The 14,110-nt window shown below is 53.0% G+C and carries 10 protein-coding genes; 3 read left to right on the top strand and 7 right to left on the bottom strand.

Annotation, left to right across the window (positions count from 1 at the left end; translation table 11 throughout):
- The first annotated feature begins 234 nt into the window (after positions 1-234).
- Positions 235-975, top strand: a complete 741-nt coding sequence (locus MUG06_RS14005) for a FadR/GntR family transcriptional regulator (protein ID WP_243078959.1) — start codon at positions 235-237, stop codon at positions 973-975.
- On the opposite strand, the gene MUG06_RS14000 is transcribed toward MUG06_RS14005, so the two are convergent.
- Positions 972-3,335, bottom strand: coding sequence for a glycoside hydrolase family 31 protein (locus MUG06_RS14000; RefSeq protein WP_243078958.1), 2,364 nt, complete (start codon positions 3,333-3,335; stop codon positions 972-974). The two genes, MUG06_RS14005 and MUG06_RS14000, sit on opposite strands and share 4 nt — an antisense overlap.
- Positions 3,336-3,345: 10 nt before the next feature.
- Complete coding sequence (locus MUG06_RS13995) at positions 3,346-4,656, bottom strand: MFS transporter (protein ID WP_243078957.1); 1,311 nt, start codon at positions 4,654-4,656, stop codon at positions 3,346-3,348.
- A 233-nt stretch (positions 4,657-4,889) separates the two neighbouring features.
- Here MUG06_RS13995 and MUG06_RS13990 point away from each other — a divergent pair, with 233 nt between their 5' ends.
- The gene (locus tag MUG06_RS13990) at positions 4,890-5,954 is read left to right on the top strand and encodes a LacI family DNA-binding transcriptional regulator (protein ID WP_243078956.1); all 1,065 of its coding nucleotides are present in this window, start codon (positions 4,890-4,892) and stop codon (positions 5,952-5,954) included.
- Here MUG06_RS13990 and MUG06_RS13985 read toward each other — a convergent pair.
- Positions 5,951-8,800, bottom strand: a complete 2,850-nt coding sequence (locus MUG06_RS13985) for a bifunctional diguanylate cyclase/phosphodiesterase (RefSeq protein WP_243078955.1) — start codon at positions 8,798-8,800, stop codon at positions 5,951-5,953. The two genes, MUG06_RS13990 and MUG06_RS13985, sit on opposite strands and share 4 nt — an antisense overlap.
- A gap of 631 nt (positions 8,801-9,431) precedes the next feature.
- On the opposite strand from MUG06_RS13985, the gene MUG06_RS13980 reads away from it, so the two are divergent.
- Positions 9,432-10,052: a response regulator transcription factor gene (locus tag MUG06_RS13980; RefSeq protein ID WP_243078954.1), complete on the top strand. Its 621-nt coding sequence runs from the start codon at positions 9,432-9,434 to the stop codon at positions 10,050-10,052.
- Between the two features lie 58 nt (positions 10,053-10,110).
- Here MUG06_RS13980 and MUG06_RS13975 read toward each other — a convergent pair whose 3' ends face one another.
- From MUG06_RS13975 to MUG06_RS13960, 4 genes are read right to left on the bottom strand one after another with little or no spacing between them, the layout of a single operon-like run.
- The gene (locus MUG06_RS13975; protein ID WP_215848217.1) at positions 10,111-10,815 is read right to left on the bottom strand and encodes a proteasome-type protease; all 705 of its coding nucleotides are present in this window, start codon (positions 10,813-10,815) and stop codon (positions 10,111-10,113) included.
- An 18-nt stretch (positions 10,816-10,833) separates the two neighbouring features.
- A complete protein-coding gene (locus MUG06_RS13970) occupies positions 10,834-11,634 on the bottom strand; it encodes a transglutaminase family protein (RefSeq protein ID WP_215845599.1) in 801 nt (266 codons plus the stop codon).
- The gene (locus MUG06_RS13965; protein ID WP_243078953.1) at positions 11,631-12,560 is read right to left on the bottom strand and encodes an alpha-E domain-containing protein; all 930 of its coding nucleotides are present in this window, start codon (positions 12,558-12,560) and stop codon (positions 11,631-11,633) included. Before MUG06_RS13965 ends, MUG06_RS13970 begins: the two co-directional genes overlap by 4 nt.
- Positions 12,554-13,993 (bottom strand): circularly permuted type 2 ATP-grasp protein, encoded by a 1,440-nt coding sequence (locus MUG06_RS13960; RefSeq protein ID WP_215845598.1) that lies wholly within the window; start codon positions 13,991-13,993, stop codon positions 12,554-12,556. Before MUG06_RS13960 ends, MUG06_RS13965 begins: the two co-directional genes overlap by 7 nt.
- Positions 13,994-14,110: the final 117 nt, after the last annotated feature.

The raw sequence follows: 14,110 nt of genomic DNA, 5'->3' as shown, positions 1-14,110 counted from the left end.
AATGGTCAGGCCATTAAAGCCCATTAAAATGGCCTGAGTGATTGAACCTAAGGCTCAAAGGTCAGGCCAATAAACGCGTTTCTCCACCCACGTAATCAGGTATGCTGATCTGCACACCGCGCTTAAGATGTAACCAGCGCGTTTCAGTAATGACACATGTTTCTAACATGCGACAATTCAGCGATCTGCAAAATGCGCGCTGAATCGCATAAAATTTTGCGAAGGACGTTGCCCATGCCGATCACCCGACTCGAAAATCCGCGCATCTATCGCCAGATAGCCGATCAGCTACGTGGCCTGATCGAGCGTGGTGAATTTCCGCCCGGCAGCCGTTTACCGGCAGAACGGGAACTGGCTAAACAGCTGCAGGTAAGCCGTGCATCAGTACGGGAAGCGTTGATCGCGCTGGAAGTGGTGGGTTTGGTGGATGTGAAAGTCGGAAACGGCGTGGTGGTGAAAGCGCTGCCGAAGACCACAATGCCGAGCCGCACGCCACGTCAACCGTGGCAGGAAATGGACAGCGAACTCAATATTGATATCGATTTTAATGCTGAATTAGCGCCTTTTTCGGTGCTTCAGGCCCGGCGTTTGATAGAACCCGAAACTGCAGCGCTGGCTGCGCGCAATGCCAGCAGCGAACAACTGCTGCAAATCCGTGCCGCCTTTGAACAGAACTGCAAAGATAACCGCGCCAATTCGCAAACCCATCCCGGTGACCGTCTGTTTCATATTCGGATTGCCCAAGCGAGCGGCAATCAGACCTACGGCTTTATCATTGGCCAACTGCTGGGACATCGCTATGGCACCATGTTTCGTACTCTGCAACAGCGCTTTACGCCAGAAGATATGCCGCACCGCTCTGAGCAGGAACATTTGCAGATTCTTGAGGCGCTGGAAGCGCGCGACAGTCGCCGCGCGCGTCAGGCCATGAAGGCGCATCTTGATCAGGTAATTGCGATTTTCTCCCGCGCCTAAACCAAGCGATAACGCGCGGTTTTTTCTCCATTCACCCACAACTCACGCGTTTCTCCTGGCGGCAACAGAATCGTCATTTCATGCCATGCCGGTTGGTAGTCACCGCGTTTTTCCAGCGTCAGATCCAGCCGTGTTGCGCTGCCTTTTAACGACCAGCTCAGCCACAGCGCATTACCTTCACGCCAGCCATGGCTTTCACCATCATCATCAAATAGCTCGCCTTGAGTAGTCACTTCACCAGGCGCAGGCCACAATTGCAGTTCACGTATATTATCCAGTTGCGCATTGGTGGTGCTTTCACAACTTCCGAGTGGGATTGCCGCGCCAGCACGCACCAACAGCGGCAAGCGATCAATCGGCGCGTCCAGCGTCACCTGCTGCCCACCCGCAAACCAGTTTCCGCTGTGCCAGTCATACCAACCGTGTGCGTTATGCGGTAGATAAACTTCACGCTCACGTGCACCCTGCTCCACCACACTCGCCACCAGCACATCGCGGCCCAGCAAGAAGTCGTCGCACTCCTGGTAAGTCTTCTCGTCCTCTTCATGATCGAGAAACGTTGGGCGCAGCATCGGCTCGTCTTGCGCGCTGGCCTGCCACGCCAACGTATACAAATAAGGCATCAGCCGATAACGCAGGCGAATCGCCTCGCGGATCATCGACGTGACTTCGGGGTACATCCACGGCTCATTTACGGTGTGATCGTCATTCCACGAATGGATGGTAAAACGGGGGTGCATGACGCCATTTTGCACCCAACGCACAAACAGTTCAGCATCGGGTTTATCGCCCGAAAAGCCGCCGACATCATGCCCAACGTTGAACAACCCAGACAAACTCATGCCCAGTCCCATACGAATGTTGTAACGCAGCGTCTGCCAGTTGGTGCGGTTATCGCCGCTCCAGGTTTGCACGTAGCGCTGCATACCGGCACAGCCAGAACGTGAAATCAAATAAGGCCGTTTCTCCGGTGCAAAACGCTGCTGCGCTTCCATTGAGGCACGCATCATGAGCAGCGGCATCACCGGGCGAATATGCTTAATGGCAATTTCAGTGCCAAAGCCGTGGCAGCGCGCTTCGCCATCCCACACTTCATACTCGTTGTTATCATTCCAGGTGGAATCAATGCCTTTTGCCAGCAGCTGCTCCGTCACATTGTCCTGCCACCAGCGCACCGCTTGCGGATGGGTAAAGTCGAGGTGCGAGCCTTCGTCATCCCAAAAAACGGAGCGTTCAGGGCGATCCCGCTCCGAGTCACGAATGAACAGCCCTTGCGACGCCACTTCCTGATAGCGTGGATGATCCTGCAACAGACAAGGTTTGATATTCGCCGCCAGCTTCATACCGGCGCGGTGAAACGCCTCGCTCATCGCATTCGGGTTAGGTACTTTGTCGTAGTTCCAGTTGAACACGTAACGCTTGTTGTTGATTGAGGTATAACCGGAAGAGAGCTGGAAAGAGTCGCAGGGAATTTCGTGCTCGCGACACAAGCGAATAAACGACTGCAGCTGCTGCTGCGCATCGGGCGCATCGGTGTAATGCATGGTTGAGCCGCTGTAACCCAGGCTCCATTTTGGCTGAAACAGCGTGCGCCCGGTCAGCCGCACAAAGGCTTTGGTCACATCCAGCAGTTTTGGACCGAGCATGAAGTAATAGTCGAGATCGCCCGCTTCAGCGCGATAACGGCGATAGGGCAGATGATAATTATCCAGCTCATTGCCCAAATCAAGCCAGCTGCTGCTGAGGTTGTCGTAAAACAGACCAAAGCTCACCCCATCACGCTGCGTCAGGGTAAACGGAATATGTTTGTAGAGCGGATCGGTACTCTGCGCGTTGTAACCCATCGCATCCAGATTACGCATTTCATAGCGACGATTGACCCGATTGAGATCGCCACTTTTCTCCCCTAACCCATACACGCGATCCTGTGGCTGGCGACGCTGATAATGTTCAACGCCATCGCCATGCGCGTTAAGAAGATAGGCGCCGGTGTGGCGATCGGCGGCCAGCGGCTGCCAGGTGGTGCCATCAAAATGTTCCCAACTCAAACAGAGCGGCTGATGCACCGTGACGCGCAATCTATCGCTGCTGACGCGCAGCTGCTGCGCATCGTGCTCAACCTTGAAATCAGGCAGCGAAAATCCCGCCAGTGATTCACGATCGCGTCCTTCCCACGGCACATCTTCTTCCGGCGCAATGCTCCAGGTACGATTCAGCGCCAGTTCGCCATTACGTTTTAACAGCACGCGCATCAGTCCCGATTCCAGCACATACAGGCGCAGAAGGTGGCGATCTTCTACATTCAGTTCAACGAAGTGATCAGCCTGTTGCTGCAGCGTCCAGTTTTTCAGGGTTTTCATCGTGCTTTCCTTATTGATTCGCAGTGCGTTGGCGACGTTCGGCGATAAACATCACCAGGAAAATCGCGCCAATTAAGTCAAAGAAGCCCATGGCAATAAACAGCGGATTGAAGCCAAGGGTGTCGGCGGTGACGCCGATGATCAGGGAGAAGATAAAGCTGGCGATCCAGGCGCAAGAGCCACGCATACCGTTGACGGTGGCCATCTGACGGCGGTCAAAACGCTCAACCACCAAGGCGCTGAGCATGCAGGAGATCACCTGATGTCCGAAACCGCCGACGGAGATCAGCGCGATAGCTAAATAGGGATCGTCGACCAGCGTCATCAAGCCCAGCGATACCATCAACACCGCTCCTGTCACAGAGCTGGCAACAATGGAATTCACGCGCGTCAGGCCAAACCAGCGTACATAAAGTTTGGTCAGATAACCGCTGGCCACGCTGCCGAGATCGGCGGCGAGAAACGGCAGCCAGGCAAACATCACAATCTGCTTTAGATCCATGCCGCGCTCATTGGCGAGATAGAGCGGCACCCAGAAACTCAGCACCGCCCACGCCGGTTCGGCGAGAAAAGCCGGGATCGCAATGCCGTAAAATTTTTTCTCTTTGCCGATGACTTTGAGCGCGGTGAAGAACGGCAGCTTTTCGCCGATCTCCTCATTGTCCTGATTAATAAAGGCGCGCTCCTCATCGGAAAGGCGCGTATGTTTTTCTGGTGATTGATAACCCCACCACCACAATACGACCCACAGCAAACCCAGGCCGCCAGTCAGCAAAAATGCGCCCTGCCAGCCAAACGAGATATGCGCAATGTAGATGATCGGCGGTGCCAGCATCGCGCCAACAGAGAAACCAACGCCTGCCCAACCTGCTGCAACCGGGCGCTCTTTTTTCGGGAACCAGTCGCCAATCGCTTTGGCGTTAGCCGGCGTGGCCGCAGCTTCCGAAGCGCCCATGACAAAGCGCAGCAGCGCCAGATGGAGCCAGCTTCCTGCGCCAGCGTGCAGTAAGCAGGTCACAGACCAAATCACCGCACAGATGAGAAAGCCCATCTTCAAACCGATCACATCAATCAGCCAGCCGCAGATCGGTTGAAAAAGGGTGTAAGCCAGCTGAAACGTCGCCACCACCCAGGAATATTGCTCGGTGCTCATGTTGAGGCTGGTTTTCAGTTCGGGTGCCAGAATGCCGAGCGAGTTACGGGTGATGTAATTGACGGTCACACCCAGCAGAAACATGCCCAGCATCCACCAGCGCAGATTTTTTATCGTTCGCACCGTGCGCGAGGCGCTGATGGGCTTAGTTGTTGAGTCGAGGCTCATGATGCAACTCCTGTGAAAGCCGAGATGGCCGTGAATTCTTCACACCGTCGTCCGACGTACCGCGTGACCTGCATCGAACATAGAAAAGTGCAAAACGTGGGTACAGCCACTTTTTTGCAAGCTTTTTCATGGCAGGCTATTTCGCCACGTTAAATCCGCAGTAAATTGCGATATGACCCGATTCAGCAGCGTATGAAAAATTTTTCATTTAGAGATTTGAAGGCGATCACAGAATGAAACAAAGGCTTAAAGTCAGCGAAATTGCGGCGCTCAGCGGCGTGTCGATCAGCACGGTTTCGCGGGTGCTGGCGGGAAAATCCAATACCCGGCCCAGCACCCGCGACAAAGTGTTGGCGATCGCGCAGCAGCAAGGCGTGCTGGATAATCTGCACAGCGGACGTTTGCTGCTGAATAATCTGATGGTATTTGCGCCCCCGCGCGCCTTTGATGTGCGCAGCGATATCTTCTATTACAAGGTGATTCAGGGCATTAGCCAGGCGGTTGAACCGCATGAAGTACGGCTGCGTTACTGTCCACTTGAAGAAGTGGAAAGCGACGCGGCCTTGTTTATTGAAAAAATGCAGCAGACCGAAGCCGCATTACTGGTGGGGATAGATGATGAGCACATTCATCAGCTAGCGGCCGAAATGAACAAGCCGTGCGTACTGATTAACGCCCTGGATCGCCGCATGCGTTTGCCTTCTGTGGCGCCGCATCATCAGTTAATTGGCGAGTTCTCGGCCCGTTATCTGTTTGAGCAAGGTCATCGCCAGATCCTGTCGCTGCACTGTCTGCGGCGTTACACCATGGAGCAGCGATTGCAGGGCGTGCGCGATGCCTGGCATGCGATGAATCTGCGCTTCGGCAGCCGCCAGCATCTGTTAACCCTCAACAGTTTTAGCAGCAATGAAGCCGCAGAGCGTTTAACGGAATATTTGCGGCATTGTCCGCAGGCACAAAGGCCGACAGCGATTCTGGCCAGCGGCGATTACATTGCCGCTGGCGCGGTGACGGCGCTGCAACAGGCTGGACTACGCGTGCCACAGGACATTTCGGTGATGAGTATGGATGGCTTTAACCTTGCCGCGATACACGATATTCCACTGACGTCGGTGCAGGTGCCCCGCGATGAGTTGGGTGAAGCGGCGGTACGCATGCTGCAACAGCTGCGGCTGCATCCCGGCGCTCCGCCCGGTACCTTGCTGCTCAATGGCAAGCTGGTGGTGCGCGAATCGGTGCGCCGGATACGCGATAACCTCAGCCATGCGCCCGTTCAGCAGTATGGCTTATACGATTAGCTGAGCGCTTTTAGGCGCAATTCCGAAGGCTGTGGACGACCAAACAGATACCCCTGGAACAGGGTACAGCCCTCTTCGCGCAGTTTGGCAAACTGCTCGCTGCTTTCGACGCCCTCAGCCGTGATCTGAATATCCAGACTGCGGCTCATCCCCGTAATGGCGCGAATAATTGCCAGCGCTTCGCGACTGTCGCCCATGTCATTAATGAATGACTTATCGATTTTAATTTTGTCGAACGGGAACGAGCGCAAATAGCTCAGCGATGAATAGCCGGTGCCGAAGTCATCCAGCGCAATCTGTACGCCCAACGCTTTAAGGCTTTCAAGCGTCCGGATGTTGCCCAGCGAATCATCCAGTAACACCGATTCGGTAATCTCCACTTCCAGTCGGCTTGGATTCAGCCCAGATTCTTGCAGCGCACCTTCAACCACCGACACCAGCGAGCTGTTTTTGAACTGCAGCGGCGACAGATTCACCGACACCGATTGTTCCCCCTCCCAACTGGCGGCTTCACGACAGGCGTCATACAACGCAAAAGCGCCCAACATGTGAATCAGCCCGGTTTCTTCCGCTATTGGGATAAAATCATTCGGCATGATCAGCCCCTTAATCGGGTGATGCCAGCGCATCAGCGCTTCATAACCGATAATGGTTTTGTTATCGCCGTTGGTGATTGGCTGGTAATAGAGTTTGAGCTGGCGGCCACTGATGGCTTCGCGCAGATCATTTTCAATTACGCGACGGCTGCGTGCTACATCATCCATCGCCAGCGTAAAGTGTTCGTGTCGGTTGCGGCCGTTGCGTTTAGCCTCGTACAACGCCATGTCAGCACAGCGCAGCAGCTGCTCCGGCGTGTTGGTAATGCTGGCGCTTAGTGCAATGCCGACGCTTAACCCAACCGATAAGTTATGCCCTTCGATATTAACCGGCGGACGAATCGCTTCGATCAGACGCTGCGCCACAATGCTGGCTTCATCTGCATTGCTAACCGACGGCAGCACGACAGCAAATTCGTCACCGCCAATGCGCGCCAGCGTATCGTGGTCGCGTAAGGTATTACGCAGGCGTTTCGCCACCACGCGCAGCAGGTCATCACCAATTTGGTGGCCGAGTGCATCGTTGACGTTTTTGAAGTTATCAAGGTCGAGGCACAGCGCGGCAGTCTGCTTTTGATTATGTCCATCCTGCCGCAGCGCTTCGCTCAGACGCTGGCGGAACAGGATGCGGTTTGGCAAGCTGGTGAGGTTATCGTGGTGCGCCATATGATGAATGCGTGCGTCGGCGGCACGCTGATCGGTGACATCTTCCACAATCAGCATTAGATAATTTTGGCGCGCATCCTGACCGCTAATTGCCGTGGCGCGGGTGTGCAAAATGCGCTCGCCGCTAGCGGTGATCATCAGCTGCTCACGCTCATGAATACCTTCGCTGCGCAGCGCCATATCGGCCAGGCTGTTGAAATAATCACTCAACTCTGGCGACATGCACTCATGCGGCCGCTTGTTTACAATCAGCGATTTGGAGAGGCCAAACAGCTTTTGCGACTGGTCGTTGACCAGCAAGATTTCGCGGGTAATCGCGTCTTCCACAATCACGCAGGAAGGAATATGGGTAATGATGTTATCGAGGAACTTCGACAGTGCGGTTTTTTGCGCGCTTTGCGCCTCAGCCTGATCTTTGGCGCGTAGTAACAGCTGCTCCTGCTCGCGACGATCGGTGTTGTCGCGGGTAATTTTAGCGAAGCCAAGCAGCTTGCCCTCTTCGTCATGAATCGCGTCGATGACCACATGCGCCCAAAACGCGCTGCCATCTTTGCGATAGCGCCAGCCTTCATCCTCAAAGCGCCCGGTTTTTATCGCAATACCCAGGTTGGCTTCTGGTAAATTCATCGCGCGGTCTTGCGAGCTGTAAAACAGGGAGAAGTGCTGTCCGACGATCTCCTCAGCAACATAGCCTTTGGCGCGCTGCGCGCCAGCGTTCCAGTTCACCACGTGGCCTTTAACGTCGAGCATATAAATGGCGTAATCGGTAACGCCTTCGACTAACAGACGGAAGCGTTCTGCCTGTTCGTGCTGCTCGCGGCGGATACGTTGCTGCTCGGTACAGTCGCGGGTGATTTTAGCGTAACCGATAAGTTTGCCAGCCTCGTCGCGTATGGCATCGATGACCACATGCGCCCAAAACGCGCTGCCATCTTTGCGATAGCGCCAGCCTTCATCTTCGAAACGTCCGGTCTTAAACGCGGTTTGGAGGTTCTTGTTGGGGATGTGCTCCAGCCGATCCTGTACGCTGTAAAAGCGCGAGAAGTGTTTGCCAACAATTTCTTCTGCTACGTAGCCTTTGGCGCGCTGCGCCCCGGCATTCCAGTTCACTACGTTGCCGTCGTGATCCAGCATATAGATCGCGTAATCGGTCACGCCCTCGACCAATAAACGAAAACGGGCTTCGTCTTCGCGCGCTTTACGCTGCTGCTCTTGCTGCTGTGTGCAGTCGCGGGTGATTTTGGCAAAACCCAGTAGCTGGCCGTAATCGTCGCGAATAGCATCAATGATGACATGCGCCCAAAACGCGCTGCCATCTTTACGGTAGCGCCAGCCTTCGGTTTCAAAACGTCCAGTGATAGACGCTGTTTCCAGACTGCGCTGCGGCATGCCTTTTAGACGGTCTGCCTCGCTGTAAAATAGCGCAAAGTTTTTTCCGACGATCTCTTCTGGTGTATAACCTTTGGCCCGCTGCGCCCCTGTATTCCAGTTCGCCACGGTTCCGTCCGGCTTCAACATGTAAATAGCGTAATCGATCACGCTTTGAACCAGCATTCGATACATGACATCAGAATTATTATCCATTTTTATTTGCCTGCTGCTGCTAAGCCCTGGTGTGGCTTAAGAATGTTCTTAATTTGACATCGAACTTAAGACCAAATGCGGACTAATAACAAGCTCAATGAGTCAAATGACAAAAGTTAGTAGGCTGTTTATCGGCAATGGCGAGAAAACGTTCAATTGTCATGCAGTGGGTCATGTTTTGGAGAGGTCAGACAATACCTTTCCGGCAAGAGGAGAGCGAAAAATACGCTGCAACACAGTGGCACAGTGCAGCTTGCCAGCTGACCATTGCCCCTTTTTTATCTCAGCAAGAACGCTTAGCATCCAAATCAGTGCACGCCGTTTTTAGCAGACATCACCCTGACCCTGTCATAAATTAACAACAAAGTAAGCCAATGGCCTTTTAATGCGTAATCAATCGGGCAGCGAATAGACTGCACACCTTTTACTTGGGTTTATGCCGTGGGCGTCAAAAGAGGTAAATACGATACTATGATTATTTCATGTCATTAATTGCGATACTGTTCAAATTTAAGACAGAGCTTAACGCACTTATTCCATCAGGCTGGTAATAAACAGGTCAGACCATCATTCCTGTTTTATTATTTTTACCGCAGTTCATTTTGTGCGGTGTAGACTCTGGAAAAGTGCAATGACTAATACGATTTATATTGTTGATGATCACCCATTGATCTGCGATAGCATCCAACTTTATGCTCAGGCTAATAATTATCGGGTGGTCGGTACTGCGAATAAAAGTGATTCTTTATTTCTGGATATTTTCCATCTTAAGCCCGATGTTTTAATCCTGGATCTCAATTTACCTGGCCATTCAGGCATTGCGTTAGTTAAAGACCTAAAACAAGTCTTATCTAAGCAAAAAATCATCATTTTCACTGCTTCAGAAAGCCTGTTTTATCAGCGCTGCTGTTTACAGCTAGGTGTCGAAGGCTACCTACGTAAGCGCGGCGAGCCAGAGGAGTTGCTCAATGCCTTAAACGATGTGATACAGGGTAAGCGCTGTTATCCGATGTCTTCATTCGATTCGCTGCTCCGGGCCCATTATGAAGATGATAAATTAATGAGCCTGACACGGCGTGAATTAATGGTTTTAGTCAAGCTCGCTGCGGGTTATTCCAATAAAGAGATCGCTGCGCTGCTTCATCTCAGCAATAAGACAATTAGCACGTATAAAATCGCTATTCAGCAAAAACTGGAAATTAAAGGGATCCGGGAAATTATTGCTATCGCTGAACGTAATGACCTTATTTAACAAACAATCAATGCCGTAACTGGGCGTTGCCGCCGTCAATAATCCGGCGGCAACAAGATTAAAGCTGTAGCGGCGGTAATTGAGAAAATACGCTCAGTAACCCTTTACTCCACAGTTGCCGGATTTGGGAGAAATAAGGATGCTGATCGGTGATGTGATACTGCTCGCTGTCGCTAAAACTGTCGCTGCGATACACCATCGCATCCAGCGGTAATCCCACCGAAATATTACTCGCCAGTGTTGAATCCATTGAAATCAGGGCACACTGCATCGCCTGGCTGAGCGGTGTTTCAAAACGCAATACGCGATCAATAATCGGTTTACCGTATTTGCTCTCACCAATTTGGAAGTATGGCGTATCCACGCTGGCTTCAATGAAGTTGCCCTGCGGATAGATTTGAAACAAGCGCGGTTCTTCACCCCGAATCTGCCCGCCTAACAGCAGCGATCCGCCGAACTCTTCACCGTCACGCCGGATCACTTCTCGCAAGGTATCACCCACCAGCAGCGCCACGTCATACAGAGATTTACCGTTGAGCAAATTGGGCTGATTATCATCTTCACAGTTTCGCCGCAGTAAGCTCATAACGCTTTGCGTGGTCGCTAAATTGCCCGCGCTTTGCAGCACCAGCGTGCGTTCATCGTTGACCTGAAAAACGTGCAGTTTACGGAAAGATGAGATGTGATCCACGCCTGCATTGGTGCGTGAGTCAGAGACGAAAATCATTCCAGACGATAAACGCATTGCCACACAATAAGTCATCATTACGCTCGTAAAGGTTTATTGCTGCGGAATTATTTTTTGCACCGCAGCGATTGCCAGCATATCTTCACCGCCGCCGCCTAAACGCATTCCGCGTACCGGGCAGGCATCCAGATAATCCACGCCAACCGCCAACCGTAAATGCTGGCGCGTGCTGCGGGTATTATTGGTGATATCAAAGCTGTGCCAATTGCCATCCAGCCAGGCTTCAACCCAAGCGTGAGTAGCGACGTGTTCAACATTGTCAGTATAAAGGTAGCCGCTGACATAGCGAGCGGGGATGCCCAGCGTACGGCAACAGGCGAGAAACACATGACTGTGGTCCTGGCATACGCCTGAACCGGCAGCAAAAACTTTTGCTGCTGCATCCGTAACCTGCGTACTGCCTGGCCGATAGGGCATTTTCAACAGTAATGCATCCATCAACTTTTCCAGGCTGGCGATCGGCGCTTCGGGCCGCCAGTAGCGCAAGGCAAAGTCCATGATGGCACCGTCTGGCTGAGTCAGTGGCGTGGCACGCAGAAAAATCAGCGGTGATAAAGCGCAATCGGGATCGGCTGCCATTTCGCCGCCGTCAAGAATCTCCACTTCACCCCGCGCGGCAATCTCCAGCTTTTGATGGGGCGTATCCAGCGTTAAAACGTGCATCACGTTACCGTAGGCATCTCGCGTGCGCGTTGCCTCGCAGGGCAAGATCAATTCCCATGAGATGATCTGTTGATGCACAGAGTCTTGCGGCGTCAGGCGCAGATACTGGGTGCTGAGTTTTACCTGTTGCTCGTAGGCATACCAGGTTTTGTGCTCAATGTTCAGTCTCATTTCGCCTCCAGATAGGTTTGATTGATGCTTTCAGCCAGTTCGTTGCAGCTGTCCAGAAAGGTGTTCAGCCAGTTTTGCAGGCCATTTCGCGTCAGGCTTTCCCAGGTACTGAAGCGCAGCTGCGCCAGCAGCACGGTAATCAAATAGCGTGGACGATCTTCCCCACTGCTGCCGATCATTTCCAGTTGGTTAGCGATCTCTTCAATACAAGAGTGCAGCGATCGTGGACTTTCACTGCGCAGGATCAGCATCTCATTGACGTTGTCTGGAAACAGCTGCTCTTTAAAGATCGCGTTGTAGGCTTCACGCGCAGACACCGCACGCAATAGATTGTCGAGACAATAGTATTCGCGCACCGAATCAGGATCTTGTTCCAGCAGTTGCTGATTCACACTCAATAACCTTGCCGTACCTTCACTGCGCTCTAGCAAAGTGCCGATGCGGATAAAGCACATGGCATCACCGCGCAATAAAGTGCCGAACATCGCACCACGAAACAGATGTGAGCGCTCTTTTACCCAATCAAAAAAAGTGTCTGCGCCTGCGCTGGTTAATCCGCGCTGACGGATTTTACGCATCTCTATCCACGTCGAGTTTATGCTTTCCCATACTTCTGAAGAGAGGCTCCCGCGCACGGCATGTGCATTGTTCCACGCCGACTGCCAACAGTTGAAGATGCTGCTGGGATTGCGATCGTCAAGCGCAAAGAAGTGAAACAGCTGCGCCATGGTGAAGTGTCCGTTCAGCGTTTCGAACAGCTGATTGGTCCCGGTAAAATTTAGCGGCAGCATGAGCTCGTTGTCGTGACTGCCGCGCACGGGCATCAGCGACAGCCGGTTGGTGACATCTAATACGCGGGCGAGTTGTTCTGCGCGTTCCAGGTAGCGCGCCATCCAATAGAGACCGCTGGCTGTACGACTTAGCATGATGCGTCATCCTCCAGAACCCAGGTATCTTTGGTGCCGCCGCCCTGAGACGAGTTCACCACCAACGAGCCTTCCGTCAACGCAACGCGCGTTAAGCCGCCTGGCACCAAGCGGATCTCAGCCCCGCACAAGGCAAAAGGACGGAGATCGATATGGCGTGGAGCCAGACCGTTTTCGATAAATGTGGGACACGTCGAAAGCGCCAGCGTGTTCTGCGCGATGTAGTTATCGGGCCGCGCCTGTAATCGCGCCCGAAAATCGCTGAGCGCTTGCTGGCTGGCAACCGGGCCGATCAACATGCCGTAGCCGCCGGCGCCATGCACCTCTTTCACCACCATTTCATGCAGATTCGCCAGCACATAGGAGAGATCTTTCGGCTTGCGGCATTGCCATGTCGGCACGTTATTCAGGATCGGATCTTCATCAAGATAGAAGCGGATCATGTCTGGCACGTAAGGGTAGATCGATTTATCGTCGGCCACGCCGGTACCAATGGCATTCGCCAGCACCACGTTGCCAGCACGATAGACCGATAACAAGCCCGGCACACCAAGCATTGAGTCGGGGCGGAAGGCCAGCGGATCGAGGTATGCATCATCAACCCGCCGATAAATCACATCCACTTTGCAGGGTCCGGCGGTGGTTCGCATCATTACTGCGCCATCTTTAACAAACAAGTCAGCGCTTTCCACCAGTTCAACACCCATCTGTTGGGCAAGGAAGCTGTGTTCAAAATAGGCGCTGTTAAAGCGGCCCGGCGTCAATACCACCACCACCGGATCGTTGACTGGCGAGCTTTCACGCAGGGTTTGCAGCAGATGTGAAGGATAACGTTCGACCGGCGCGATGTGCTGCTCGGCAAACAGTTCCGGGTAGAGCCGCATCATCATCTTGCGGTTTTCCAGCATATAGGAAACGCCGGAAGGCGTGCGCAGGTTATCTTCCAGTACGTAATATTCGCCATCGCTGTTACGCACCATGTCTACGCCAACAATGTGTGCATAGATATCACGATGCAGATCGACGCCATGCATGCAGGGCTGATATTGATCGTTCACCATCACCTGCTCCGCCGGGATGATGCCGGCTTTCAGGATGTGCTGCTGATGATAGATGTCATGAAGGAAAGCGTTGAGCGCCTGAACACGCTGGCGAATACCGCGATCCAGCATCGCCCATTCCTGAGCAGGAATAATGCGCGGTACGCTGTCGAAAGGAATTAAACGTTCCGCTCCGCCATCGTCGCCATAGACGTTAAAGGTAATCCCCACCCGATGAAACAAAAGTTCCGCTTCCTGGCGCTTGCGTGCAATCGCCTCTTTGTCCGCGTTTTGTAACCACTTCCAGTAAGTTTGATAATGCGCGCGGTACTGACCATCGCCCATTAACATCTCATCATAGAAATGTGGTGCTATCTGGTAGCTATCTTTCATGAATTACCCGGCGCTTGTCAGAGAAGATAAAACAGAGATTGCACAAAGTGTGCCAGGGCTTGGGCAGGTGTTTTTAGCGTGTGACCGTGTTCACCTCTCTGGCTGTTTCGCTCACGC

It is taken from the genome of Pantoea sp. MQR6 (genome assembly GCF_022761075.1).
Lineage (GTDB): Bacteria > Pseudomonadota > Gammaproteobacteria > Enterobacterales > Enterobacteriaceae > Pantoea > Pantoea phytostimulans.
Note: the sequence above shows the minus strand (reverse complement) of the source record. Positions and strands in the feature narration are given on the sequence as shown.